This is a genomic window from Kribbella sp. NPDC003505 (genome assembly GCF_040610875.1).
In the GTDB taxonomy this organism is placed as follows: Bacteria; Actinomycetota; Actinomycetes; order Propionibacteriales; family Kribbellaceae; genus Kribbella.
The window spans coordinates 246,905-272,421 of record NZ_JBEXNA010000009.1 but is presented as its reverse complement, the minus strand read 5'-3'; the positions used below and the strand labels follow the sequence as shown (position 1 = coordinate 272,421).

The 25,517-nt window shown below is 70.1% G+C and carries 27 protein-coding genes; 16 read left to right on the top strand and 11 right to left on the bottom strand.

What is annotated here, in order from left to right; genetic code table 11:
• The first annotated feature begins 345 nt into the window (after positions 1-345).
• Complete coding sequence (locus ABZX12_RS29410) at positions 346-915, top strand: LysE family transporter (RefSeq protein WP_355698356.1); 570 nt, start codon at positions 346-348, stop codon at positions 913-915.
• A 163-nt stretch (positions 916-1,078) separates the two neighbouring features.
• Here the strand turns inward: ABZX12_RS29410 and ABZX12_RS29405 are convergent, their stop codons facing one another.
• The 5 genes from ABZX12_RS29405 to ABZX12_RS29385 form a co-directional block, all read right to left on the bottom strand.
• Entirely contained in the window at positions 1,079-1,699 is a 621-nt protein-coding gene (locus tag ABZX12_RS29405) for a dihydrofolate reductase family protein (protein WP_355698354.1), read from the bottom strand.
• Positions 1,699-2,178 carry an SRPBCC family protein gene (locus ABZX12_RS29400; RefSeq protein WP_355698352.1) on the bottom strand — a complete coding sequence of 160 codons (480 nt, stop codon included), beginning with the start codon at positions 2,176-2,178 and terminating at the stop codon, positions 1,699-1,701. Before ABZX12_RS29400 ends, ABZX12_RS29405 begins: the two co-directional genes overlap by 1 nt.
• Before the next feature lie 233 nt (positions 2,179-2,411).
• On the bottom strand, positions 2,412-2,759 hold the full coding sequence (locus tag ABZX12_RS29395; protein WP_355698351.1) for a metalloregulator ArsR/SmtB family transcription factor: 348 nt from the start codon (positions 2,757-2,759) through the stop codon (positions 2,412-2,414).
• Between the two features lie 499 nt (positions 2,760-3,258).
• Positions 3,259-6,840, bottom strand: a complete 3,582-nt coding sequence (locus ABZX12_RS29390; protein WP_355698349.1) for a UvrD-helicase domain-containing protein — start codon at positions 6,838-6,840, stop codon at positions 3,259-3,261.
• Positions 6,841-6,876: 36 nt separating this feature from the next.
• Positions 6,877-9,951: a PD-(D/E)XK nuclease family protein gene (locus ABZX12_RS29385; protein WP_355698347.1), complete on the bottom strand. Its 3,075-nt coding sequence runs from the start codon at positions 9,949-9,951 to the stop codon at positions 6,877-6,879.
• Between the two features lie 132 nt (positions 9,952-10,083).
• Here ABZX12_RS29385 and ABZX12_RS29380 point away from each other — a divergent pair, with 132 nt between their 5' ends.
• From ABZX12_RS29380 to ABZX12_RS29340, 9 genes are all read left to right on the top strand, one after another.
• On the top strand, positions 10,084-10,281 hold the full coding sequence (locus ABZX12_RS29380; protein ID WP_355698345.1) for a hypothetical protein: 198 nt from the start codon (positions 10,084-10,086) through the stop codon (positions 10,279-10,281).
• A gap of 7 nt (positions 10,282-10,288) precedes the next feature.
• On the top strand, positions 10,289-10,684 hold the full coding sequence (locus ABZX12_RS29375; protein ID WP_355698343.1) for a VOC family protein: 396 nt from the start codon (positions 10,289-10,291) through the stop codon (positions 10,682-10,684).
• A 118-nt stretch (positions 10,685-10,802) separates the two neighbouring features.
• Positions 10,803-13,547 carry an FtsK/SpoIIIE domain-containing protein gene (locus ABZX12_RS29370; protein ID WP_355698341.1) on the top strand — a complete coding sequence of 915 codons (2,745 nt, stop codon included), beginning with the start codon at positions 10,803-10,805 and terminating at the stop codon, positions 13,545-13,547.
• Positions 13,544-14,236, top strand: coding sequence for a hypothetical protein (locus ABZX12_RS29365; RefSeq protein WP_355698340.1), 693 nt, complete (start codon positions 13,544-13,546; stop codon positions 14,234-14,236). The genes ABZX12_RS29370 and ABZX12_RS29365 overlap by 4 nt, the downstream gene beginning before the upstream one ends.
• Before the next feature lies 1 nt (position 14,237).
• Positions 14,238-14,498: a hypothetical protein gene (locus ABZX12_RS29360; protein WP_130388988.1), complete on the top strand. Its 261-nt coding sequence runs from the start codon at positions 14,238-14,240 to the stop codon at positions 14,496-14,498.
• Between the two features lie 16 nt (positions 14,499-14,514).
• Positions 14,515-15,849 carry a hypothetical protein gene (locus ABZX12_RS29355; RefSeq protein WP_355698338.1) on the top strand — a complete coding sequence of 445 codons (1,335 nt, stop codon included), beginning with the start codon at positions 14,515-14,517 and terminating at the stop codon, positions 15,847-15,849.
• Positions 15,849-16,325 carry a hypothetical protein gene (locus tag ABZX12_RS29350; protein ID WP_355698336.1) on the top strand — a complete coding sequence of 159 codons (477 nt, stop codon included), beginning with the start codon at positions 15,849-15,851 and terminating at the stop codon, positions 16,323-16,325. The genes ABZX12_RS29355 and ABZX12_RS29350 overlap by 1 nt, the downstream gene beginning before the upstream one ends.
• Positions 16,326-16,490: 165 nt before the next feature.
• Entirely contained in the window at positions 16,491-16,718 is a 228-nt protein-coding gene (locus ABZX12_RS29345; RefSeq protein WP_355698335.1) for a hypothetical protein, read from the top strand.
• On the top strand, positions 16,715-17,110 hold the full coding sequence (locus tag ABZX12_RS29340; protein WP_355698333.1) for a hypothetical protein: 396 nt from the start codon (positions 16,715-16,717) through the stop codon (positions 17,108-17,110). Before ABZX12_RS29345 ends, ABZX12_RS29340 begins: the two co-directional genes overlap by 4 nt.
• 95 nt (positions 17,111-17,205) lie before the next feature.
• On the opposite strand, the gene ABZX12_RS29335 is transcribed toward ABZX12_RS29340, so the two are convergent.
• A complete protein-coding gene (locus ABZX12_RS29335; protein WP_355698331.1) occupies positions 17,206-17,517 on the bottom strand; it encodes a hypothetical protein in 312 nt (103 codons plus the stop codon).
• A gap of 189 nt (positions 17,518-17,706) precedes the next feature.
• On the opposite strand from ABZX12_RS29335, the gene ABZX12_RS29330 reads away from it, so the two are divergent.
• On the top strand, positions 17,707-18,696 hold the full coding sequence (locus ABZX12_RS29330; RefSeq protein ID WP_355698329.1) for an oxidoreductase: 990 nt from the start codon (positions 17,707-17,709) through the stop codon (positions 18,694-18,696).
• Positions 18,697-18,707: 11 nt separating this feature from the next.
• Positions 18,708-19,199: a metallophosphoesterase gene (locus ABZX12_RS29325; RefSeq protein ID WP_355698327.1), complete on the top strand. Its 492-nt coding sequence runs from the start codon at positions 18,708-18,710 to the stop codon at positions 19,197-19,199.
• Positions 19,200-19,299: 100 nt separating this feature from the next.
• Here ABZX12_RS29325 and ABZX12_RS29320 read toward each other — a convergent pair whose 3' ends face one another.
• Complete coding sequence (locus ABZX12_RS29320; RefSeq protein WP_355698325.1) at positions 19,300-19,455, bottom strand: hypothetical protein; 156 nt, start codon at positions 19,453-19,455, stop codon at positions 19,300-19,302.
• A gap of 150 nt (positions 19,456-19,605) precedes the next feature.
• Between ABZX12_RS29320 and ABZX12_RS29315 the strand changes: the two genes are divergently transcribed.
• A complete protein-coding gene (locus tag ABZX12_RS29315; protein ID WP_355698324.1) occupies positions 19,606-20,106 on the top strand; it encodes a hypothetical protein in 501 nt (166 codons plus the stop codon).
• A gap of 71 nt (positions 20,107-20,177) precedes the next feature.
• Positions 20,178-21,407 (top strand): exonuclease domain-containing protein, encoded by a 1,230-nt coding sequence (locus ABZX12_RS29310; RefSeq protein ID WP_355698322.1) that lies wholly within the window; start codon positions 20,178-20,180, stop codon positions 21,405-21,407.
• Between the two features lies 1 nt (position 21,408).
• On the opposite strand, the gene ABZX12_RS29305 is transcribed toward ABZX12_RS29310, so the two are convergent.
• Together ABZX12_RS29305 and ABZX12_RS29300 are read right to left on the bottom strand one after the other, a co-directional pair.
• Positions 21,409-21,927 (bottom strand): phosphoribosyltransferase family protein, encoded by a 519-nt coding sequence (locus tag ABZX12_RS29305; RefSeq protein WP_355698320.1) that lies wholly within the window; start codon positions 21,925-21,927, stop codon positions 21,409-21,411.
• 10 nt (positions 21,928-21,937) lie between these two features.
• Positions 21,938-22,888, bottom strand: coding sequence for a helix-turn-helix domain-containing protein (locus ABZX12_RS29300; protein ID WP_355698318.1), 951 nt, complete (start codon positions 22,886-22,888; stop codon positions 21,938-21,940).
• Positions 22,889-23,024: 136 nt separating this feature from the next.
• Here ABZX12_RS29300 and ABZX12_RS29295 point away from each other — a divergent pair, with 136 nt between their 5' ends.
• Both ABZX12_RS29295 and ABZX12_RS29290 read left to right on the top strand, forming a co-directional pair.
• Positions 23,025-23,819: an alpha/beta hydrolase gene (locus ABZX12_RS29295; RefSeq protein ID WP_355698316.1), complete on the top strand. Its 795-nt coding sequence runs from the start codon at positions 23,025-23,027 to the stop codon at positions 23,817-23,819.
• Positions 23,816-24,595 carry an MBL fold metallo-hydrolase gene (locus ABZX12_RS29290; protein WP_355698314.1) on the top strand — a complete coding sequence of 260 codons (780 nt, stop codon included), beginning with the start codon at positions 23,816-23,818 and terminating at the stop codon, positions 24,593-24,595. Before ABZX12_RS29295 ends, ABZX12_RS29290 begins: the two co-directional genes overlap by 4 nt.
• Before the next feature lie 3 nt (positions 24,596-24,598).
• Here ABZX12_RS29290 and ABZX12_RS29285 read toward each other — a convergent pair whose 3' ends face one another.
• Positions 24,599-24,853: a hypothetical protein gene (locus ABZX12_RS29285; RefSeq protein ID WP_355698312.1), complete on the bottom strand. Its 255-nt coding sequence runs from the start codon at positions 24,851-24,853 to the stop codon at positions 24,599-24,601.
• A gap of 49 nt (positions 24,854-24,902) precedes the next feature.
• Positions 24,903-25,391 (bottom strand): FBP domain-containing protein, encoded by a 489-nt coding sequence (locus ABZX12_RS29280; protein WP_355698311.1) that lies wholly within the window; start codon positions 25,389-25,391, stop codon positions 24,903-24,905.
• Positions 25,392-25,517 lie beyond the last annotated feature (126 nt).

Below are 25,517 nucleotides of genomic sequence, written 5' to 3'. Positions count from 1 at the left end.
ACTCGCGCCGAACTCGCATTTCTGACGAACTCGATCCAGGAATGCCTTGAGGCAGTTGAGGACGGGGAGCGGCGCACTGACGCGGAGGCAGTAGGTAGGCCTCGACTCGCGGTCGTCCCCGCCCGGCTTCCTGGCCGTCTTGGCAATCGGTAATTCGGTTGAGGAGGGCCGGGCAGCACCTCATCATGAACCCATGATTACTGCGACCTTTGGACTGTTGCTTGTGGAACCTGTGGCCTTGGCGGCTCGGGTTCAGCAGCAGGCCGGTCGTTGTAGGGGGTCGAGCTTCGGTCCGTTGTGATCGGGGTGGTGGTCGCGGGGCTCTTGGCCGGGTTTGGGGTTGCTATGCCGGTCGGGCCTGTCGGGACCTATCTGGTGGCGTTGACTGCGCGGAGTTCGTTGCGGATCGGGGCGTTTGCGGCGCTCGGGGTTGCTTCGGCTGACGGCGTGTACGCGGCGGTGGCCGCGGGTGCCGGCACTGTGCTGGCTCCGCTGCTGGTGCCGATCGTCGGACCGTTGCGGTGGGCATCGGTCGTCGTGCTGATTGGACTGGCCGTCCTTGGGGCGGCCAAGGCGGTACGGCGTTATCGCGAGCGGCGGATCGTTGCGTTGCAGCAAGAGACACCGATCGGCGCGTGCACGGCGTACTTCGGAATGCTCGGCATGACGATGCTCAACCCGTGGACGATGATCTACTTCGCCGCGCTGATAGTGGGCGGGTCCGGTGTCGCGGGAGTCGGTGAACGGATCGTGTTCGTCGTGGCAGCATTCGTGGCGTCAGCCAGCTGGCAGCTGCTACTCGCGGGCGGTGGCGCGTTGCTCGGGCGATTGTTGACCGGGGCAACCGGCCGGCTCGTCACCACGTTGGCGTCGAGCCTGCTCATCGTCGTACTCGCGATACGCCTGGTCGCCTGACTGAGCGGCGTTCGCGGCGGGGACGCGGCAACCGCGATCACCTGTCCTGGGTGCAGATCGCGTCCTGCTGCTTCGCGGTGGCAACAGCCCATGAGAGCTGTTGCCACCGTGGACGCGTTGTCTGACAACGTCGGGTGTTGGAGGCGCTGGTTGCCGTTTCGGGCTAGCGGTCCTGGACGGTGTAGGTCAGATGGGTGACCTTCGGGGAGGACTCCGCGTGGGTCTGTGTGAGGGCGATGCGGCTGGCGTCGATGCCTTCGAACAGGCGGATTCCGGTGCCGAACAGTACGGGGGACAAGGCTATTGAGAACTCGTCGATCAGGCCGGCGTTGAGGTACTGGAGGATTGTCTCGGCGCCGCCGGCGATGCGGACGTCGCGGTCGCCCGCGGCTTGGCGGGCCTGGTCGAGGGCCGGCTCGATGCCGTCGTTGATGAAGTGGAAGGTGGTTCCGCCCGGGCGTTCCCAGGGGTCGCGCTTCTCGTGCGTTACGACGAAGACCTGGGTGTGGAACGGCGCCTCTTCCGGCCACATTCGTTCGCCGGCGTCGAACATCCGCTTGCCCATGATGCTCGCGCCGGTGCGCTCGAACGTCTCGCGCGCGATATCGTTGTCGCGGCCTTCCTCACCGCCTTTGCCGAGCTTCAGGTTCTCCCGGAAGAAGCGCAGCGGAAAGACCCATCGCTGCAGTTCCATCCACTGCTTCCCCATCAGGTCCTCCGGGGAGTCGGGCGCGATGAAGCCGTCGAGCGACATCGATACGCCGAAGTACACCTTGCCTGCCATCAGTCTTGCGTTCCTTTCAGGACGAGTTCGGTGATGTAGGCAGCCAGGTTGCCCAGGGTCTGTTGGCCGCCCACGATCGCGTGGTACCTCTCGACTGCCTCGTCGCGCAGTTCCTTGGTCGGGAAGACCGTGCGCATCTCGATCCGGGTCGCCGTACCGTCGGGCTCGAACGTGATGAGCGACTCGAAGGCGTCCGGGTCGGCGCGGTACTCGCCGTGTACCAGGGCGATCCGCTCGGGTGGGACAATCTCTGTCCAGGAGATCCATTCGGGATAGTCGGTCCCGTCCGGCCCGTGCAGTACGAAGACCCACTCGCCGCCGACGTGGAACTCGAACGACCGCGTGGTGGTCGTGAACCCGTCCGGACCCCACCACTGCGACAGGTGCCGGATGTCGGTGAACGCCTCGAAAACCACCTCCGGTGGGGCGTCGATGATGCGGGAGATGACGATCTCGCGGTCGGCCGTCGTGGCGCGCACCGATACCTCTGGTGCCGTGTCGGATTGCGCTGGGACCGCAGCTTCCGTGTCGGTCCGCGCCGATCCTCCCGGTTCCGCCTGGGGCTGTGCTGGTACTGCGGGTTGCGTCTGCGACTGCGCTGATATCGCAGGCCCCGTCTCGGACTGCGCCAACTCGTCGGGTCTGGTCTCGGACTGTGCCGATACACCCGGTGCGGACGCGAGGTGCGCGGGTGCTCCTTGGGCCTTCGCGCTCATTGGTTGTCCTCCTGCCGTGCGTGCTTGAGGTCCTGTACGTAGGCGTCCAGCCGGTCGAAGCTCTCGTTCCAGAACTGCTCGAAACCGCCGATCCACTCGTGGACTGGCCGCAGCCCGCGGGCGTCGAGTCCGTAGAGGCGCTGTTTGCCTGCTTTGCGGTCCTGCACCAGCCCGACCTCCCTGAGTACCCGCAGGTGCTTGGATGCGCCGGGCTGGGTCATGCCCAGCTCTTGGGCCAGCTCGGTCACCGGGCGTTCGCCTGTCCGCAACAGCACCAGGATCTGCCGGCGCTGCGGCTCGGCGATGGCGTTGAAGACGTCGGACGTCGTGGCTGCTCGTGCCATGAACGTCATCATATGCCCATATGGGCATGCGTCAAGGGTGGGTGTGATGCCGGGCTGCGGCGGCTCGGGCGGTGCGTCGTGCTGGGGACGGATCGTGAGCCGAGCGGGTCGTGCACCGGCCGCGTTGGCCGAGCAGGGCAGCGCACGCCGTCGTGTTGGGCGGCAGGCATCGTTCGGCGGGCTGAGCTGTTGCTCGGTCGGCTGCCTGGCGTGCGGATGTGCCTGGGGGCGGCCGCGGTGCCTAGCGGCTGTACGAGGCGGGACGCGCGGCTGGTCCGGGACGTCGACTCGGCCCGGCCCGGTCCGGTCCGGTGGGCATGGTGGGCTCGGCGTGGCGCGGTGGGGCGCGATGCGAGTCGGCATGACGCGGTGGGGGTCGGCGTGAACCGAGCTGGGCTCGACGCGACCCGGCGTGATCCGGGCGGGCTCGGGGGGATTGCGGCTCGGAGCGGCTTGGGGTGGGGGGAGAGGGCTGGGGTGGCGCGGGAATGGGTGGAGGTTAGAGGGGGCGTTCTACGGCGGTGGTGGGATTGAGGAAGAGGAGCACGGGTGGGGCGGTGTTGGGGAGGATTTGGGCGTAGGCCTGGAGTTGGGGGGCGTAGTAGGCGACTCTCGCGTCCAGGGCTGAGGCGGGGATGACGTCGGTTTTGTAGTCGACGATGGTCAGGCGGCCGTCGTCTTCGCGGTAGATGAGGTCGACGAAGCCTTCGAGGATGGTGCCGTCGGGTTGCTCGGTGCCGACGTACGACTCGCGCCAATGGTCGCGGGCGGCGGCGCGTTGTACGACGTCGGATGCCAGGGCTGAGCGGACGAGGCCGGTGACCACGTCGGCGTACTCGAGGACGCCCTCGGCGAGGCATTGGGTTGAGACGGCGGCTTCCAGGCCGGCGCCGGTGGAGAGGTCGACGACCTGGAGTACGGCGTGGACGGCGCGGCCGATTGCGGTGCCGTAGCGGCCCTTGGACCAGGGTGGGAGTTCGAGGTCGCGGGCCGCCTTCGCGGTGCCGGGGTCGACAGGTTCGTGGTCGGAGCCGGAAGCAAGATCCGTGAGGGTGAGTTCGGGGCCTGTGCCCTCCAGGCCGGAGGCCGATTGAGCGGAGGGGCGGCGGCTGGCGGACTGGGCGGTGGTGGCTCGGGTTTCCCAATCGGTGCGGGAGATGGGCGGGGTGACGTCGGGGCTGCTGGTGGGTTCGCGGTCGGGGACCGGCGGGCTGGTGAAGACGGTGGCGTGCGGCGCGTCGGCGCCGCCGGCGGTGGCGAGGAGCTCGGCATTGCTGGTGTGGCGGCGGTTGCCCGAGCGGTGCAGCGAGACGACCAGGTGATCGCGGGCGCGCGTCGCGGCGACGTACAGCAGGCGGCGGCGTTCGTAGTCGTCCATCTGCTCGTCGACGGGCTGGACGAGGTCGAAGTCCTCGGTCTGGACGGAGGACTTCAGCTTGACGGCGTACCCGCCGGTGAGCGGCCAGAGGACCTGGACTCCGCGCTGACGGTTCGGGGACGCGGTCATGCCGGAGAGGATGACGATCGGGAACTCGAGACCCTTCGCGGCGTGGATCGTCATCACCCGGACGGCGTCGGCGTCGGTCTCGGGCAGCACCGCCTCGGCGACGCGGGACGTCTCCTCGCCCTGATGGGCGGCCCAGGCGAGGTACGAGCGGAGGCCGCCGTGCTCGACCTCGGACCAGGCGCGGGCCTGGTCGACGACGAACCGGATCCGGCGCCAGGCGTCACGGGCGCGCGGGCCGATCGCGGCGACTTCGAGCATCCGGCGGTCGGCGACGATCTTCGCGAGGGCCTCGCTGGGGGTGAGCCAGCGGGCGGCGTAGTACGTCCGGCGGAGCCACTCCATCGCCTCGGCGACCGGGTGGGTGAGGAGCTGGTCGGGGATCGGGGCGGTGAGGATGAACCGGCCGCCGTCGCGTTTCCAGGTGTACAGGTCGTCGTCGCCGCAGCCGAACAGCGGCGAGCGGAGCGCGGTGACGAGCGCGAGCTGGTCGCTCGGGTCGCCGAGCGCGCGGGCGCAGGCGAGCAGGTCGCGGACCTCGGCGGTCTGGTAGACGAGCGAGCTGGCTTCCGCGCGGTACGGGATGTCGGCGCGGTCGAGCGCGTCCTCCAGGAACGGCAGCGAGGTGCGGGCCGGGACGAGGACCGCGATGTCGCCGGCTTCCGCGGGACGCCAGGTTTCCGCGTGCTCGTCGTACACCAGCCAGCCGTCGCGGAGGGCCTCTTCGATGACGGAGGCGACGTCGGTGGCCTCGCGTTCGCGCAGGACGGAGGCTTGCGCGCGGGGGAGGTCGTCGTGCGGCACGGCGCCGAGGATCGTCACGGCCGGGCCTGCCGCTGGATCCTCGGGTGCTTCCTCGCCCCAGTCCTCGACCGCGTCCTGGACCGCCGCGTCGACGGCGTCGTCGCGGCGGCGGAACGGGAGGACTGCGGCGAGGTCGGCCACCTCGTCGGAAGCGGGCTCGTCGAACAGCGTGGGCTCGTCGAAGATCGAGAGCTGGTCACCCCGGACCGGGTCGGAGGACGACGGGGCGGGCGCGTCCTGGTCGGGTCGGCTGCCCAGGCGCGACGGGCGTGCGGCGCCGGCCGATGACGGCGAGCCGGGGCCGGCAGCCGAGGTGACGGCGGGGCCCGCGGATGCGGACGAGCTGAGGCCGGCAGCGGAAGCGGCGGTGGTCGGATTCGTGCGGTGGGGAGAGAGCGACTGGTACGACGGCTGGGCCGACTCCTGCGGCTGGATCAGCGTGCCGAACACGGTGTTGATCCACTGCAGGATCGCCGGCACCGTGCGGAAGTTCGTGGTGAGGGCGACCGTCTCGCCGAGCAGCTCCTGGGCGGTGAGGTACGTCGCGATGTTGGCGCGCCGGAACCGGTAGATCGACTGTTTCGGGTCGCCGACCACGAACAGCCGCCCCTCGGGGACCTCGACGTCCTGCCAGTCCGGTGCGTCGGCCTCCGCGCCGCCGGCGATCCGGACCGCGAGCTCGATCTGGATCGGGTCGGTGTCCTGGAACTCGTCCAGCAGCAGCCGCTCGAACCGCTCCTGCAGGGCGGCACGCACGTCCGCGTCGCGGCGGAGCAGGTCACGCGCGAGCACCAGCAGGTCGTGGAACTCCAGCCGGCCCTCGGCCCGCCGCAGCTCCGCCGACTCCAGCACCCGCTCCGCGATCCAGTGCGAAAGGTGCCGAAGGCAAGCATCAAGGAGCAGCTCGACGAGTGAGCCGGCGACCTCGACGACCTCGGTGCAGTCCGCGCGGACCTTCGCGATGTCCGGCCAGTTCTCCTTCCGGCCGATCCGGCCCACCTTGAGACCACGGAACGTCTGCAGCAGCGCGAGCTGCGTCTCCTGGTCGGACGCGGCGTCGAGCATCAGGCCGAGCTCCTGGATCTGCTGGACCTTCGGCAGCAGCCGGTCGTCGGCGTCGAGGCAGGAGCCCGCCGCGGCGCCGATCTGCGCGGCCGCGGCGACCAGGCCGCTGAGGTCGGGCATCGCGACCAGCTCGGGCGGGTCGACCAGGACCCGGTCCGCGATCAGGTCCCAGTCGTTGCCGAACAGGCGGGCGAGCGACCGGAGATGCTTCAGCTCGACGCCGACGGCCATCGCGAGCAGCAGCGGCTCGGCGATCGAGTCGTCGTCGAGGAGTTGCTGCTGCAGCTCGGCCCAGCGTTCCTCGAAGGCGACCGACGAGCCGACCTCGTCGAGGACGTCGATGAGGGGCGGCAGCCCGGCCTCGATCGGATGCGCGAGCAGGATCTGTTGCGCGAACGCATGCAGCGTCCCGATCGACGCGGAGTCCAGATCGTCGAGCGCCGCGTCGGCGAGCCGGCCCGCCGAACGCTTGCGCGCCCGCTCGAACTCGACCCGCAGCCGGTCCCGCAGCTCCGCCCCGGCCTTCTCGGTGAAGGTCACGGCGGCGACGGTCCGCAGCGGTACGCCGTCGCGCAGCACCAGCGTGGCGACCCGGTCCACCAGCGCGTGGGTCTTCCCCGACCCGGCACCCGCCTCCACGAACAGCGTGGTGTCGGTGTCGGACCGGATCCGGTCGCGCGCGGCCCCGTCGAGCAACTGCTCGGTCATCGGCAGCCTCCTGGCCGGAGCGTCGGGTGGCGACGGCTACTCATCCGAGGCCACCTCCAGCGCGGTCGGGTCGATGAGCCGCACCAGGCGCTCGAGGACAGGGTCGTGACGTTTGCGGTCCCACCGGGCCCGGACCTCGCTGTGCCCCAGGCTGTCGGGATTGCAGTACGGGCACTGCACCCACAGGAAGTCGGGCACCTCGGGCGCCTTCGGCGGGAAGAACCCGGCCGCGATCGAGGACACGATCACGTCGAGCGTGTCGACGTACCGCGCCTCGACCTCGGGCGTCAGCGGGACCGGGATCCGCTTGCCGCCGCGGCGGACGAACCAGTACGACGCCTCGACCGGGGTGGACGGTTCGCCCAGGCGCGCGCGGGCGGCATACGCGTACACGGGCAGCTGCAGTTTCGTCCCGCCGGCGACGGGATCCGATTCGATGCCCTCGTACCGCGAGAAGCCGCCGGTCTTCACGTCGGTGACGTAGATCGTGCCGTCCGCGCCGAGGTCGACCTTGTCCGCGGATCCACGCAGCAGCACCCGCCCGGACGGCACCGGGATCTCGACCGGCGGCTCGCCGTCGAACCCGAACGTCAACTCGCTGGCCACGACCGACGCATTCCGCTCCGAACGCCAGCGGTCGTCGTCGGTGAGCAGCACCATCAGATCGCCGAGGATCCGCAACCGCTCGCGCTGCCACAGCCGGGGGTGACCGGTCAGGCCCTCGGCCTCGAACTGGTCCGCGAGATCCGCGCCGATCGCCAGCAGCAGCGATCGTTGCTCCTCGGTCCAGGGCTCGCCGTACCCAGGCAGCGAACCGGCGAGCCGGGTGACGAACGCGTCGAGGCTGTTGTGGATCAGATTGCCCACGTGGACGGGGGAGATGACGAGCAGATCCTCCGGAGCCTCCAACGGCTCCACCTGGAGCAGCCGCTCGACGAAGTACGCGTGCGGGCACGTCGCATACGACTCCAGGGAGGTCGGCGAGGCGATCCGGTCCTCGACCGCGAACTCGGGCAGACCCGACACGCCCGACAGGTCGCCGTCGAAGCGCGTGAACGCGCTGGAAGCACGGCCCCGCAGCAATTCCCGGGCCTGCACGAGCACCCGGTCCTGCACCCACAACTTCGCCGCGGCCGCCCGCGTCTGCCACTCCTGCTCGGTCGCCGGCATCGTTGCCGTGATCAACGAACCGGCGTACGACGCCGACGTCCGCAACACCTCGCCGTACCGATCCCATTGCGTCGCCGGCAGACCGTGGTCACCGGTCAGCTCCCGCAGCGAGCCGAGCAACCAGCGCGTCGGCAGCCGCCGCGACGACCGGCGCAGATCGCCGCGCGGGAACGACGCCACCACGCGCGCGCCCGCCGAGAACGCGACCAGCAGATGCCGCTGCTTCGCGTCCAGACGGTCGCGGAACGACGCGAGCTCCGGCGCGGCTGCCTCACGCACCCGGTGCGGAAGCAGCGCGTCCTCGTGGACCCGGCCCGGATACAGATCCTCGGACAGACCGACGACATACACGATGTCGGCCGACAACCCGACGCTCGCCGACAACGGCGCCACCAGAACGCCGGTACCGAAGGAACCGACGCGGGGAAGTGATTGCTGCAGCTCCAGATCGAGAACGTCCCGCAGGACGGCGAGACTCGCCGGTGTCCCGAGCTCATCGAGTGTCGACAGACCCTTCAACGACCCCTCGACGGCGGCCGCGGCGTACTGCTCCTCGATGGGCAGCGACGAGTAGTCCCCGAGCAAGTCATGGAAGAGTTGCAGCACGCCCTCCGACAGCGCGGACCAGGTTTCGAGCTCCGCCAGACGCGCGAGCCGTCGACGCAGGGTTGAAGCGAACGTATGCAGGCGCTCGGCCATCGAAGCGTTGTACTGCGCGCGCCGGATCGCGGCCGGCCGGGGATCCTCGGCGGCCTCTTCCTGGTCGGCGGTCCGCCGCTCGGACTCGGCATACCGCGCGAGGCGGGTGTCCCAGTCGTCACCGCGCACCACCCCGGCCGCCCGCGACATCCGCTCCCACTGCGGCACCGGGATGCGCTCGCCGGCGAAGTCCCGCGTCGGCGCGTTCGCCAGCGCGCGGAACACGTCCGCGCGTGGCAGATCCTGGTCGACGAGCGCCAGCACTTCGAGCAACGTCCGCGCGATCGCCCGCTCGTGCACCGGACGCGTGCCGGGTCCGTTGACCTCGATGCGGGCGGCGCCCAGGTGCTCGTGCAGGAGCCGTGCGTACGGCGAGGCGGCGGCGTACAGCACCGCGATCCGATGCGCCGGCGTGTGCTCGAGCGCGGCGACGACGTCACGCACCACGCAGCGAACCTCGTCGTCCGCGTCGGACGCGTTGAGGATCTCGGTCGCGACCGGATAGTTCTTCGAGATGGACGGCGGCAGGTCGATCCCGATCCGCTCGAGCGATCGCCGGACGGCCCGATCGGCCCGTCGGACGTCCGTCAACCCGACGATGACGGTGAGATCGGCCGCGGCGTCGCCGAGCGCGGCGACGAAAGCAGCCTGGGACTGGGTGAGCTCCTGAGGGAGGTACAGCACGAGTGCGCCGAGCTCGCCGACGACCTCGGGCGACGCCGCGATCCGGGCCGTGGCGGCGCGCAGCAGATCGGTCTCGTCGTACCAATCGGCGGCCAGCTCGGTGGTGACATAACGATGCAGCCGAACGAGATCGGGGCCGAGCGCCGACGCATGCGCGACGTTGTCGAGCGCGAAGTCGGTGAGGTCGCGGAGCTCACGATGCGCGGATGCGAGCGCTTGAATGGTCGACGGGTGCCCGGCGACCTCCTCGAAGATCCCCGGCGCCTTCGCGAGCGCCGTCCGCCAGGTGGCCGCGACGATCGGACGGGTGGCCGGGCGACGCGGCGTCAGCAGACCGGCCGCGATCTGCTCGGCCAGCCGCTCGAGGGTCGCCAGATACAGCCCGCCGATCGACGAGCGGGCGAGGTGGCGGCGGGCGACGACGCCGGCCAGATTGTTCGGCAGGAGCAGGGTGACAGGGGTCATCGGATCGTCGGCCTTCAGCCGCGCGACGACGGCGTGCAGGCGCTCCAGAGCGGCGGCGCCGTACGCCGTGCTCTCGATCCGGGTCGTGCTCACTCCAGCCCCCGATCCGTCCACTGTCACCGCATTGTCACCGCAGACCGTAAACCCTGCCACGGACAGAAAGCTGACGGGGCGCGAAACGCCAAGGTTTCTGCAGGGTCGGCGGCTGCCTCGCACAATGAAGAAATGACCAGGGAGACGCGGTTCGCGCGGGTGTTGCTCGTGCTCGTTCTCGCGCCCTCCGGCGGGCTGTTCGGCAAGGCCGTCGCCGAGGCCGCGCAGGCCCGTCCGTGGTGGCCGTGGCTGGTCGCCTCGCTCGGCTGGCTGCTGCTGTCCGGCGCGATCTCGATGGCCGTGTCGCATCATGACGCCGAGCACAGATAATGCTCCGATGGCCGCCGCGGTGCATCACGTCGAGATCTGGGTCCCGGACCTGTCCCGGGCCGTCACGAGTTGGGGCTGGGTCCTCAACCGGCTGGGCTGGAAGGACGGTGACGGCTGGCCGGGCGGGATGACCTGGGCCGCCCCGGACGGCTGTTACGTCGTCGTCGAGCAGAGTCCGGCGATGTCGGCCGCCGAGCACGACCGGCTGCGGCCCGGGATGAACCACCTGGCGCTGAACGCGGGCAGCCGGGCCGAGGTCGACGGCATCGTCGCGGAGGCCGCCGAGCACGGCTGGACGCTGATGTTCGCCGACCGTCATCCGTACGCCGGCGGCCCGCAGCATTACGCCGCCTTCCTCCACAACACCGACGGCTACGAGCTCGAGATCGTCGCTCCTGATTAGCAGGTGAGACTACTGATACCTGGAGTGACCACTGGGGCCACTGGTGTGACATGGTTACACCACGCAATCAACGGGGCAATCAGTACGGTCGCGGGGCAAGTGTGGAAGGACGATGCTCGTGACGGAGAAGCCTGACGGGGGGAGTGCGCCCGGTCCGGCCGCACCGGAGCTCCTGGAAGCGCGGATCCGCGGTTTGCAGCATGCGCTGGGACAGTTGCTGGACAACGCCCGCCGCTTGACGTACGGCGAGCACCAGCGCGCCGTGAAGCTGCACCGTCAACTGCAGGAGCAGACGGCGGCGGCCCGGCGGGAGTCGCGGTCGCTGGTCGACGCCAAGACGGCGGAGGCGCTGTCCGACGCGGAGCCCCGGGCCCGGCTGCTCGCGGACCGGCTCGCCCCCGGACTGGCATCGATCCCGCCGAACGACGCCCGCTGGCGTTCGCGGCAGCTGATCGGCGCGGGCGTCCCGGCGTACGTGCGGGTCGGGGAGCTGGACACCGGTACGCCGGTGGTCGCGCCGCTGCTGCGCACCAACGGCTGGAAGGTGACCGGCGACCGTCACGAGTCCGCGCGCCGCCTGCTGCAGAGCATCGCGCTGCGGCTGGTCGCGGCGTCGGAACCGTTCCGGCTGCGCATCGACGCCTTCGACCCGAAGCTGACCGGGATGATGGGTCTGCTCGGGCACCTGACCACGAAGTACCCGCAGTTGGTGCCCAGGGCAACGCACACCGCGGAGCAGCTGCACACGGTGCTGTCCGGCCTCGTCGACGTGTCGTCGCTGCGGGCCAGCCGGCAGGCGCAACTCGGGCACGAGCGGTTCGAGGACCTGCTGAAGGAGACCGGTCAGGTGACCGATCCCTATCGGGTGGTCGTCCTGTTCGACTACCCGTTCGGCATCGACACGCTCGCCCAGCGCGACCTGCTCCGGCTGGCCGCGACCGCCGGCCGGCGCGGCATCTGCTTCCTCGTCCACTACGACGCGTCGACGGCCGCCGAGCTCGACGTCGACTCGAAACAGTTGCTCGATCTCCTCAATCCGGTTGCCATCGTCAACGACCGGGTCGAGATCGCGCAGCTGCCGCCGGCCCGGCTGGATCCGCCGTTCGACGCGACCGTCGCCGCGCGGATCTGCGACGTGATCGCCGAGCAGGCCGAGATCGCCGTCCTCCCGACCGTCGACTTCGACCGGACGCTGCCGGACCGCTCGACCTGGTGGCAACCGGTCAAGGACGAGATCGGCACGGTGATCGGGTACGACGACCGCACGCCGGCCTTGGTACGGCTGCGCAGCGGCAACCCGGCCCTGCCGCATGTGCTGGTCGGCGGCGCGGTCGGCCAAGGCAAGTCGAACCTGCTGCTCGTGCTGATCCACGGTCTGGCCGCGCGCTACTCGCCGGCCGACCTGGAGATGTACCTGCTCGACTTCAAGCACGGCGTCGAGTTCTCGGCGCTCGGCCCCGGCCCGGATCGGCCGCACTGGCTGCCGCAGATCAGAGTGCTCGGGGTGCACAGCGACCGCGCGTTCGGTCTCGCCGTACTGCGTCACCTGTCGGACGAGCTCGCCCGGCGCAGCGAGATCTTCAAGTCGCACGGCAACGTCGCCGACATCGCGGAGCTGCCCGCAGGACCGGAGCGGCCGCCGCGCATCCTCGTCGTACTCGACGAGTTCCAGGTGCTGCTCGAGGACGACGACGAGTTGGCGGACGAGGCGGCGAAGCTGCTGGAGCGGCTGGTCCGGCTGGGTCGCGCGTACGGCGTGCACGTCGTGCTGGCGACGCAGACGATCGAGGGCGTGAAGCGGCTGTCGACGCGGCGGGACTCGATCTTCGGCCAGGTGCCGTACCGGATCGCGTTGAAGACGACACCGGCCGACTCGCAAGCAATTCTGCGCAGTGGGAACACGGCGGCGGCGGAGCTGCAGTTCCGCGGCGAGGCCGTGCTGAACGCGAACTTCGGCTCGCCGGACGACAACCAGCATGTGCTGGTGAGCTTCGCCGACAAGGCCGTGCTGGACTCGCTGCGGCAGGAGCTGTGGACACGGGCGGGTACGGCGGTACACCCGCCGCGGGTGTTCCACCTGGCCGAGCCCGCGCGGCTGACGGACACGGCGACAGCGGTGAAGCCCGAGCTCGGCCGGCCGTGGACCGGGCTGCCGATCGCGGTGACCGAGGAGCCGGTCGCGGTCGAGGTGCAGCCCGAGCCCGGTGCCGGTGTACTCGTGCTGGGCGACGGGCCGGCGGACGCTCTCGGCGTGCTGACCGGGCTCGCGGTGTCGACGGCCGCCGGGGCACTGGAGCCGCCACGGTTCCTCTTCGTCGACGGCACGAACTCTGCGCCGTCCGTTGCTGAGGGCAAGGATGCGCTGGTGCAGGTGCTGCGGCAGCTCGGGTGCGAGGTCGAGACCGTCGACAAGCACGACGACATCGCGCCGCGGCTGTTCGCGCTGCGGGACGCGATGCGGAGCGGGGAGGCCGCGGGGACGTACTTGCTCGGGTTCGGGTTCCACGGCGTACCGCGGATGCAGGTGCATGCCGAAGGGTTCTTCGAGAGCCCGGCGAACGTGCTGCAGGACATCGTGCGGGACGGGCCGGCGCAGGGGCTCATCACCTTCGGGTGGTGGAACCGGCTGCACGTCTGCACCGAGCAGCTCGGGTACGGGCGCGCGAACGTGGCGACGCATCTGTTCCTGCGGCACCCGCAGGACGGCGTACGCGCGGTGGCGGGTCCGCTGGTGCGCTGGGCGTCCGAGCCGCACCGGGCGTTGCTGTGTGACGGGCTGCATCCGGAGGCGCAGGTCGTCGTACCGTACGCGGCGCTGCGGTCGGACGAGGTGGATCGCGCAGTGGAGCTGGTGCGGCGATGAAGACTGAAGAGCAGGAATGGTCCGAGTACACGCGCGCTCTCCGGACGGTCGCGATGGCGCGGGCCGACGCGCAGCAGGCGCAGGACCGGGTGACGGCGCACAAGTCGAAGGCGGAGGCGACCGCGGCGGCCGAAGCCGACGCGATGGCCGAGCGCGGCCGCAAGCTGCAGACGCGGCTCAACTCGCTCGCCGAGAAGGCCGCCGAGAGCCTGCAGCGCGCCGGGCTGCCCGCGGAAGGAACACGGGCCAACCACACGCTCCCCGAGATCCGTGCGCTGAACGACATCGAGAAGGTCGCCGAGCGGATCACGGAACAGCTCGCCGAGAGCGTCGACCAGCTGGAGGAGCTGCGGACCAAGGCCCGGGCGCTCCAGGAGCGGCGCAAACGGCGTACCATCAGCGCGGTCCTGGCGCTGGTCGGGTTCGTGCTGGTGTGGGTGCTGACCGGCTCGTTCCTGGCCGGTGTCGAGGCCGCGGCGATCGCCGCCGTCACGATGCTGGCCGCGTCGCGGGTGCTCGGGCTGCCTCGGCTGCCCGGCGCGCGCTGGTGGGGCTGGGGCGGTGCCGCCGCGGTGCTCGTACTGATGGCGGCCGGGCTGCCCTGGTGGCTCGGGATCCTGGTGCCGGTCGTGGTGGCGGGGACGGCGATCGTGCTGCCGAAGAAGCGCACTAGTTTGGGAGTGGGTTGAGGTGTCGGACGTACTGCGGCTCAAGGAACAGCTGCACCAGGTCTCGATGGAGGCCAAGCAGGCGGCGGGCGGCCTGGCCGGGTTCAAGCTCAGGTTCACCCAGCACAGCCAGCTGGTGGAGAGCCTGATCGCGGGTACGGCCACCGGCATCGACCGCGACATCACCGAGATCCTCGAAGCCGCGAGCAAGGCCGTGGAACAGGCCGCCGAGGCACTCGAGATCGCCTCGGCCGGCTGCAAGAACTACGCCGACCAGATCTGACACCCGAGTCACCACGGTGCCGTCCGAGCTGCAGCGGGTCGCCCGCGGCCTGGTCGACTGCTTCGACGAGATCCCGCGTGTCGTCGAACAGCTCACGCGTACGGCGGCTCGCTGCCGGGAGAACGCCCAGCTGGCACTGCTGGCGTCCCGCGGCCAGGCCACCGTCGCCGCCCAGCAACTCGACGCCGCGGCCCGCGCCTGCGAAGCCGCCGCCCATTTCCTGTCGATGGCCCCACCAAAGGCCCGCGGCTGGGCCGAAGGCCTCGTCGGCGACCGCGGCCCGAGCACGAACCGGCCTTCGTCCGACTCCGCCGACCGCAACCGCGCCACCGGCGGATCCGTCGACCTGAAGACCAAGCGGCTCAGCGTCAGCTACGAGGACGTCGAGGTCGTCGAGGACGACGAGCCGCCAGTGATCACCGTCGCCCGCAGAGCCTTCGAGAAGTACCTCAAGGCCCAGGAGAAGGACGACGAGAACCGCGAGGACCCGGAGCCCCTGGAACTCGAGATCACCGTCACCGAAACCGGCGAGCTGATCTTCGAAGAACGTGACAAGAGCGAAGAGCAGAAGCGAGCCGAACGGCTCACCCGGGACTTCGAGTTCGGCGGCGAGCCCGACGACGAGGCTCCGGAGCCCGAAGCGCGCGGCGACAGAGAAGATCACAAGCGCGCGGACCGCCTGACTCGCGACTTCGAACTCGACCCTGACCTCACCGAAGCAGTCAAGGCCTTCCTCGAGACGATGGCGGAGGACCGGCACTGGGAGCACGCCACCTTCACCATCACCACCGGCCTCATCGAGGCCACGTTCGACGACCCCGAAGAAGGTTCTCGCGCACCGATCGTCGTCGACATCGAACTCCCGGACCTCCCGACACTGGTCGACCTGGACTTCGATCCGGCCTTCAACCCGCGGCCGCTCGACGTGAGCTTCTCGCCCGGCGTCGTCGACCCTGAGAACGTCTTCACGCCGAAGGAGCGGGCGATCGCCGAGCGGCTCGCAGAAGAGGGGTGGCGCGTGGACGCGAGGCCGGCAGACCACACCAGGGACAAGGTGCGGAACCCCGACAGCATGGTACGAAAGGCCAGGGGCACTGCAGGCGTCGTTGTCGAGTTCAAGACGCCGATCAGCGGGAAGCCGAACGCGATCAAGCGGAACATCCACGAGGCGAGCAGTCAGGCGGGCGAGGGAAACGAGATCCTGATTGACGGCAGAGGGATCGAGCTGTCGGAGGACGTCGCGTCGAGAGCGTTCCGGAGAGCGTGCGGTCAGCCCGGCGGACAAGTCGCCGATGTCGTTCATGTCATCGTCGGTGACGGGCGTCTGATCACGTACACGAAGGAGAACTGATGTCCAACAGTGACACGATCTTTGTGGCCGCCGAGCAGCCGTTGGTTGCGCTGGCCGGGTGGCTCGCGGACACCTTGCAGCTGGAGCGGCTGGACGATCCGGAGCTGCAGGCGGATCAGTATTTCTTCCGTGGACGTGCACGGACCGTTGACGGGCGGGTTCTGCTGCTCGTCGGGCCCAACATCTACGGTGAGTCCGACCCGGCGCCGGAGGACGTGTCGGCGATCGATCGGTACACCGGAGTGGTCGACGTGCGCATCTCGGGCTCGAGGAACGAGGAGGCGCAGACGAAGGAAGCGCGTGCGATCTTCGACGAACTCGCCGCGACGCAGCCTCAGGTCGCCCTCGTCCTCGCGAAGGCGATGTCCTGGATCGTGGCGGCGTACCTTCCCGGTGCCGGCGTCCACAGCTTCCCACCGCAAACCACACTCGACGCCGATGACCTCGACGCCTGGCGCCCTTGGATCGTCGGCTGAATCTCACGGGCTGTGAGAAAATTCTCTGGATTGGCGTCATGAACAGCTCGGCCGGTCGTCACTTCCTGTGAACCCATCCCCACAGGGAAGTGGAAGTGATTGCCGTGAAGGGTTGTGCGAGGTCGCTGATGGGATCCGGCTCGATGCGGTGCCGGGTGTGTTGAAATGGCCGACGGTGCGGTCCGGGTGGAGCGTCGTCGGGTCAGGGTCTGGTTCGGGGATCATGTGGTCGCCGACTACCGGGCCGAGGCGGAGTTGGCCGAGCGGTACGCGGCGGCCATGTCGCGCAGGTTCGCCGGGTTGCGGGTGACCAGCGACCCGATTCCGGACCACGATCCAGGACCGGAGCGGAGGCTGCCGGGGGAGCGGCTGTGGGAGGTCGCGCCGACATGAGCTCCCGTCGCTTCCGGTTGATCCGTCATCAGGACGTCTCCGGTGTCAGCGGCACCGGACCCGTCGCCGAGGGGGTGCAGTTCACCGACGGCGCGGTCGCGCTGCGCTGGTACGGCGACTACCCGACCACGACGGTCTGGGACAGTATCGAGTCGGTGGTCGCGATCCACGGTCACGGCGGTGCCACGGCGGTCGAGTGGCTCGACCCGGAATCGGGTCCCGATCCCGAGCTGAGGCTGCCGCCGCGCGAGTCGCTTCCGCCCCGGCCGTGGCCGGATCTGCACTCCACGACCGAGCGGCAGGACCCCGACCCGCTGCATTCCGACCGCGACCTCGGGCCGCACGGCGCGGCGCCGCCGTCCGCGGGGCCGTCGTCCCGGGTCTTTCGCTGAGGTTGCGATCCACCGGTGCCGGGTGACCCCTTCCGGCACCGGTCACCTCGGTACGGCGTACGCCCGGGCGAGCCGGCGTACGCCGTACCTGAGGATCAGCGGTACTCCTGCTGGTCCACCAGGTCGAGGTTGTAGAACGTGCCGGGCCCGTCGCAGAGCTCCATCATCCGCTCCGAGAATTCGGTGGTGTCAGTCCGCCGTGAGTTCTCCATCGCCGCTTCGTACGAGGCGAACTCGACGATCGCGAAGTAGCGCCCCGGCTCGTCCCGGTCGGCACAGGTCATGCCGCGCGTCGGCGCCGCGCCGCCCGCGTCGGCTTCACGCTTGGCGCGGAAGTCCTCCATCAGCGCCGCGATCTCGTCCGGCTTGGACGTCCGGTACTCGATGATCTGAACGAAACCAGCCATCTCTCCCCCTGCTGCCACAGACACTCACCCCTGGGTGTCCTGATGGTTCGACAGTGCGCCCGGATCGTGCGGCTGGCAAGGGGGCGACGACGACGGTGACCTGACGCGGGCGGCGGATCACCGACGGGAGTTTCTGCCCTCGGCAAAGGTGCTTGGGAATCGTCGCCGCCGCCTGATTGGCTGGCCCGCATGGAGATTCTGATCCTCGGTGGTACGGCGTGGCTCGGTCGGGAGATCGCGACGCAGGCGATCGCCCGCGGGCACGCGGTGACGTGTGTGGCCCGCGGCGAGAGCGGCGCGGTCGCGGACGGCGCGACGCTGGTGGCCGCCGATCGCAGTCGTCCGGAGGCGTACGACGGGGTGCCGGTGCGGGACTGGGACGCGGTGTTCGAGGTGTCGTGGGAGCCGGGCTTCGTGAAGGGTGCGCTGGCCGCCTTCGGCGCGCGGGCGAAGCACTGGACGTACGTGTCGTCGGTGAACGCGTACGAGAAGTACGACACGCCCGGCGCGGACGAGACCGCCGCACTGCGGGAGCCGACCGCCGCGGACGCGGTGGACCGAGAGCTGTACGGCGAGGCCAAGGTCGCGTGTGAGCTGGCGTCCCGCGAGGTCGTCGGGGACCGGCTGGTGCTCGCGCGCGCCGGGCTGATCGGCGGCCCCGGGGATCGCAGCGACCGCGCGGGGGCCTGGGTCGCGCGGGCGGCGCGGGCGCCCGAGGAGCCGTTGCTGGTGCCCGACACGCCCGAGTTGGCGACGTCGGTGATCGACGTACGAGACCTTGCCGGATGGCTGCTGGACAACGCGACCGAGGGGCGGACCGGGACGTTCGACGTTCGCGGACCCTTGGTGCCGTTCGGCGAGTGGATCGAGCTGGCCCGGGAGGTCGGCGGTCACACCGGGCCTGTGGTGCGCGCGCCGCGGGAGTGGCTGGTGGAGCAGAAGGTCGACCAGTACATGGGGCCTGACTCGCTGGCGATGTGGCTGGTCGAGCCCGGGTACGAGGGCTGGTCGTCGCGCAGCGGCGCGGCAGCGGCGGCGGCCGGGCTGACCCATCGGTCCCGTCGGGAGTTCCTGGCGGACACGCTCGCCTGGGAACGCGAGCTCGGCCTGGACCGTGAGCGAAAGGCCGGCCTGAGCCCGGCCAGGGAGCAGGAGTTGATCGAGGCCCTCGAGGCGTAGAGAGTGGGCGCATGCGCCTCCTGCTCATCTCTGACACGCACTTGCCGGTGCGGGCGAAGAAGTTGCCGGCACCGGTGTGGGAGGCGGTCGACGACGCCGACGTGGTCGTCCATGCCGGCGACTGGGTGAGTGTCGCGCTGCTCGACGAGCTGGAGGCGCGCGCGAAGCGCCTGATCGGGTGCTGGGGCAACAACGACGGTCCCGAGCTGCGGGCGCGCCTGCCCGAGGTCGCGCGGGTGACTCTGGGCGGCGTATCGGTGGCCGTGGTGCACGAGACCGGCCCGGCCAAGGGGCGGGAGGCCCGCTGCGAGGCGGCGTACCCGGGAGTGGATCTGCTCGTGTTCGGGCACAGCCACATCCCGTGGGACACGACCGGCCCGGGTGGGCTCCGGCTGCTCAACCCGGGGTCGCCGACCGACCGCAGGCGGCAGCCGTACTGCACCTACCAGACCGCGACAATCACTGGCGGACACCTGGAACAAGTTGCCTTGCACAACCTTTAGGTTGCGTACCGCAACGAGAACGGCCGGGCAGCCGTGGATTGCCGCCGTACCACCGAGTTACGGCGTATCCACGTCTGCCCGGCCGGGCTTCGCAGCCGGGTCAGGCGTTCGCTGCTTGCTTGACCCGGGCCTTGAGACGATCACGGACCTCTTCGGGCGTGTACGCCTTGCGCTTGCGCTCTCCGCGGGCGATCACGACACCCGTCGCGGCGACGCCGACGAGCCCCGCAAGCCCTACCACCTTCCATACCTTCATGGCGACTAACCTAGCGATGTGACCAGCCGGATATCACTGGATGACGCTACGGAACTGACACGAACAGGTGACATTTGGCTGTTCCGTGGCGACAGCGCGGCGGACCGTGCCATTCAGCTGACCACCAACAGCCCGGTCAACCATGTCGGGATGGCGATCGTCATCGAGGACTTGCCGCCGCTGATGTGGCACGCGGAGCTCGGCCGCTCGCTCCCGGACGTCTGGACCGGAAAGCACCACCGCGGGGTGCAACTGCACGACCTGCGGGACGCGGTCGTGGTGTGGGGCCGCAAGTACGGCCAGCGCGCGTGGCTGCGGCAGCTCGACCATCCGGTCACCCGCGCGATGGAGGACGCCGTACTGAAGACCGTCGCGCGGCTCGACGGTACGCCGTTCCCGTCGACGGCCAGGCTCGCGTCGCGGTGGGTGCGCGGCCGGGTGCCGGCGCTGCGGAAGGGATCGCGGGAGCTCGAGCTGGAGTCTGCGTACTGCGCCGAGGTGGTCGCGGTGACGTACGAGGCGATGGGACTGCTGCGCGGCCGGCGGCCGAACTGGTACGACCCCGGCCGGTTCTGGAGCGGTGACGAACTGCAGCTCGCGCAGGGCGCGAAGCTGGGCGCGGAGATCGCCGTCGACGTGCCGGATTCCTGACCGGACGGAAACTGTCGGCGGGCTGTGATTGGGTTGTTCCAGTCGGTCAGCGAGCCGGAGGAGGGCCCGGGATGTATGCGGTCATCGACACCGAGACGACCGGCCTGCTGCCGACCCATCGGCACCGGGTCATCGAGATCGCGGTCGTGCTGCTGGACGCGCGCGGGCAGGTCGAGCGCGAGTGGGTGACGTTGCTGAATCCCCAGCGCGACCTCGGCCCGCAGCACATCCACGGGATCCTCACCGCCGACGTGCTGGCGGCGCCGGAGTTCCGGGACGTCGCGCGACAGCTCGGTCAGCTGCTGGCCGGGCGGATGGTTGTCGGGCACAACGTCGAGTTCGACCTGGGTTTCCTGCGCGCCGAGTTCGCGCGGCTCGGCGTCGCGGTTCCGCTGATCACCGAGCGGTCGATGTGCACGATGGCGCTGGCGGGATATCTGCATCCGGGCGCCAAGCGGACGCTCGGCGCCTGTTGCGCGGCGGCCGGGATCTCGATCGAGGGCTGGCACTCGGCGCTGGCGGACACGCGCGCGACCGCGGAGCTCTTCGCTCAGTATTTGGGGGCGTTCGCGTCGCCGCCGCCGTGGCAATGGGCCTATGAAGAGGTCCGGCGGCTGCCCTGGCCCGACCTGCCCGGGTCGGAGGTCGCGCCCACCGTCCGGCCCGTGCATGCCGGCGGGCGGCACGGCTGGATGAGCCGGCTCGTCGATCAGCTGCCGCGTGTCCCGGAGCCACCCCAGGCCGATTCGTATCTGGTGCTTCTCGACACGCTGATCGCCGATCGTGAGATCACGGCGGCGGACGCGGATCAGTTGGTGCAGGTGGCCACCGAGTTGGGCCTCACCCGCCCCCAGGTGGACCACCTGCATCGGTTCTACGTGTCCGCGCTGGCGGCCGCGTCGTGGGGGACCGGCGAGATCACGCCCGACCAGCGCAGCGATCTCGACAAGGTCGCGGTCATCCTCGGGCAGCGCGCGTCCGACGTCGACGACGCGCTGCTCCGGGCGAGCGCCGGGCGGTATGTCGTACCGGATCGTCCCGGGGCGCGGGGGTTTCCACCCGGGAGCACCTTGGTGTTCACCGGGGACATGGTCGAGCCGCGCGAGGTGTGGTGGGACCGTGCGGTGGCCGCCGGGTTCGCGCCGCAGGAGGCAGTGCGCCCCGACACCACGTTCGTGGTCGCCGCCGACGTCGACAGCCTGTCCGTGAAGGCGCGTGCGGCGCGGGAGTTCAACGTCCCGATCATCTCCGCCGACGATTTCCGCCGACTCCTCCCGGACGCCCCGCGAAAAGCGGGCTGAATCAGGGCTGCAGGTGCTCCGGGGTGAGCAGGGAGTGCAGGGTCAGGCCGGCTTCGGTGAGCGGTGCCGGGGTGGTGAGGTTGCGGTTGATGACACACAGGGCGTCGGTGATGGTGGCGCCCAGGGCGCGGAGCTCGTGGGTGGACAGGACGATCTGCCCGCCGGTGGTGACGACGTCCTCGACGATGGTGACCCGGCGGCCCTCGGTCTCGGCGCCCTCGGCCAGGCGGCAGGTGCCGTAGGACTTCGCGTGCTTGCGGACGAAGGCGCACGGCAGGCCGGTGTGCCGTCCGAGCGCGGTGACGACCGGGATGCCGCCCATCTCCAAGCCGGCCAGCACCTCGGTGCCGTCGGGGATCAGCGGGACCATCGCCGCGGTCACCTCGTCCAGCAGCACCGGATCCGCCTCGAAGCGGTACTTGTCGAAGTACTCCGTCGTCGTCTGCCCGGACCGGAGCAGGAACTCCCCGGTCAGATGCGCGGTCGCGTGTACCCGACGTCCCAGCTCAGCAAGCTCCACGCCCCGCACCCTACCTGCCGGCCCGCCGGCGCCATTCCCGCGGAGTCGCGCCGTACGCCCCGCGGAAACGCCGGCTGAAATGGGCCGCGTCGTCGAACCCCCAGCGTGCCGCGACGGCTGCGATGGGCAGGTGCGCACTCGCCGGATCGGTGAGCTGGCGAGCGGCGCCGTCCAGGCGTTCGGTGATCAGCCACTGCTCGAGGCTGCGGTGGCGCTCGGCGAACAATTTGTACAGGTACCGGACCGACACGTTGTGTGCAGCGGCGATCCGGGCGGGGCCGAGCGTCGGGTCGGTGAGATGCCGGCGCACGTACCAGGTGATCCGCGAGAACAGGACGTCGGTCAGCGCGGGCGGCGCGGCGTCGTGGTCCGCGGCGGAGGTCAGCAAGGCCCGCACGAGCTGGGTGCTGGCCGCGCCGACCATGTCCGCCGACGGCGAGTCCTGCAGCGACTCGAGGATTCGCGGCAGCGCGGTGAGGTGATGCAGGACGAGCTCGTACACGGGGCTGCTCGGCAGCCGCGCGGCCGCCGCGCGGATCGTGTCGACGCTCAGCCCGAGGTCGGCGTAGTCGATCTGGAAGGCCTGCGACGCGGCGTGTCCGCTCCAGGCGAAGTCGTACGGCGCGGTCAGGTCGACCAGCATCAGCTCACCGGTCCGGACCCGCTGGTCGACGCCGCCCTGGCTGAACACCCCCGACCCGATCACCTGCACCGCCAGTGCGAGCCGTTCCGGGCCGCCGATACGGACGTGTTTCGGCGTCCGGACGAGACGGATGCCGGAGCCTTCGTTGCGGAACAGGTCCGGCGTACCGAGTTGCCAGAAGTCCATCCGGGCGTGGACATCGCCGTCCGGGTTCTCGTGCTCGACGCGCGACGGCACGCTGGCCGACATCATCGCGGCGTGGAACGCCTCGGTGCGGTCCCGTCGCGGCAGGACAGCAGTGTCGAGCAGCACGGCCATGTCGCGCCTCCCACCCCGGTGATCTGGTGGGCGAACTGTGCACACACAGCCCAGATCCGTGCAGGCACATTCTAGGGAGCCCGCGATCGGCACAGCTACGGTTTCGGCAGATCCGACGGAGGAGGGAGCTGCGACCATGCCTGCCGACACGATCGTGCTGGTGCACGGTTTCTGGGTGACGCCGCGAAGCTGGGAGCACTGGATCACCCACTACGAGGCGCGCGGGTTCCGCGTGCTGGCCCCGGGGTACCCGGGCTTCGAGGTCGAGGTGGAGGCGTTGAACGCCGACCCCGAACCGGTGCTCAAGGTCACCGTGCCGGCCATCATCGAGCATCTCGAGTCGGTGATCCGCGAGCTGTCCGAGCCGCCGATCATCATCGGTCACTCGGCCGGTGGGGCGTTCACCCAGATCCTCCTCGACCACGGCTTCGGCGCGGCGGGTGTGGCGATGAACTCGGCGCCGACCGAAGGCGTCCGGGTGGTGCCGTTCTCGCAGGTGAAGTCGACGTTCCCGGTCCTGAGGAGTCCGGCGAACCGGCACAAGGCGATCGCGCTGTCGTTCGAGGAGTGGAAGTACGCCTTCACCAACACGTTCACCGACGACGAGGCGCGGGCGTTGTACGAGCGCTACGCGATCCCGGCGAACGGCGGGATCCTGTGGGGGAGCGTACTGGCGAACTTCCAGCCCGGTCACCAGGACACCTGGGTCGACTACCACAACGACGCCCGCGCTCCGCTGCTGTTCGTCTCGGGGTCGGAGGACCACATCATGCCGCCCGAGGTGCAGCGCTCGAACGCCAAGCACTACAGGTCGAACACGATCACCGAGATCCGCGAGTACGACGGTTACGCGCATCTGCTCCCGGCGCAGGTCGGGTGGGAGCAGATCGCGGACGACGTGCTCGACTGGGCGCTGAAGCACTCGTCGTGAGCGAGGCGCGCATCACCCACGTCGGCGGGCCGACGACGTTGATCGAGGTCGACGGCTGGAGCCTGCTCACCGACCCGACGTTCGACCCGCCGGGCCGGCGGTACACGTTCGGCTGGGGGACGGCGTCGCGGAAGCTGGCCGGGCCGGCGATCGGGGCCGGAGACCTGCCGCCGATCGACGCCGTCCTGCTGACCCACGACCAGCACGCGGACAACCTGGACGACGCCGGCCGGGCGTTGCTGCCGTCGGTCGGCGCGGTGATCACGACCGCGGCCGGTGCCGTACGGCTCGGCGGTGGCGCGGTCGGGCTGCGCCCGTGGTCCGTCCACACTCTGCGCCGACGCGGCCGGCCGCCGCTGGAGATCGTCGCCACACCGTGCCGGCACGGGCCGCCGCTCAGCGGCAGGATCACGGGTGACGTCATCGGCTTCGCCCTGCGCTGGCCCGGTCAGGAACACGGCGCCCTGTGGATCACCGGCGACTCGGTGCTGTACGGCGGCATCCGGCAGGTCGGGGTTCAGCTGGACGTCGGTACGGTGCTGCTGCATCTCGGCGGCGTGCAGTTCGGTGTGAGCGGACCGTTGCGCTACACGATGACCGGCGCCGACGGCGTGGAGCTGTGCTCGCTGATGAAGCCGCGCACCGTCGTACCGGTGCACTACGAAGGCTGGAGCCACTTCCGGCAGGGCCGCGACGGAATCGAGCAGGCCTTCGCGGCCGCGGGTCCGGAGCTCACCTGGCTGGACCCAGGAACGCCGGGCTCGGTGTCGGTCTGAGGTCTATTCCTCGTCGGGGACGGTTTCGACCTCGAAGCGGAGTTGCTTGCCGGAGCGGATCCGTTCGATCGCGGCCAGGCAGGCGTCTTCGCTCATCTGGACGTTGATCTCGGCGAGCTTGTGGCGCAGCACCCGGGCTGCGTCGTCGGCGGAGCGGGCGCTCGACTCGTTGATCGCCTCGATCGTGGTCGCGGTGAGCCGCTCGCGGATATCCGGATGCGTCTTGTGGATCTCGTGCGTGATCCGGAACTCGGTCATCGCGCTCTCCCTGGTGCTCCGAGGCCGACTGTGGGGTACCAGCGTAGTGTCAGGCACACACGCGGCGGATGAAAGCCTCCAGGCGGGTCGCGAGGCGTTCGGCGCGGACTTCCGGGGTGGCGGTCTCGCCTTGCGGGACGTCGAGTTCCTTCAGACCGCGGATGTACAGCGAGCAGGCCAGATCGGCGCAGATGTACATGCCGACGGTGTTCCCCTCCCGCCCGGCCGAGCCGGCCCGGCGGGCCGCGAACAGCGCGACGTCGCTCACGTGGTGCGCGGTGTTGCACAGGTCGCACAGCCCCGCGAACCGGCGCGCCGCGCCCGACGCCTGCGTGCTCACCGCGATCCCGGTCACGCCGGCGTCACGCCGGACGACGAGGTAGCCGCGGTTCGGCGCCTTGCCGTCGCGCCAGCCGAGGAAGTCCAGGGACTCCCAGGGCAGCTCGGCGAACTTGGGCGGCAGTGCCATCGCCTTGATCTGGCTCTTGGACGAATTGACGAACGAGCGCCTGACGTCCTCGGCGCTGAGCGGTTCCACGACGGTCCTCCGATCTCCGACCACCTATGAGACAAGCTCGCCGGCGCGGCCGCAACCGGTTAACTCTGTTGCTGTAGGCAACGGTTGACCCGGCGGCTCGAGTCCGATCTCCGGTCGGGTCCGCGT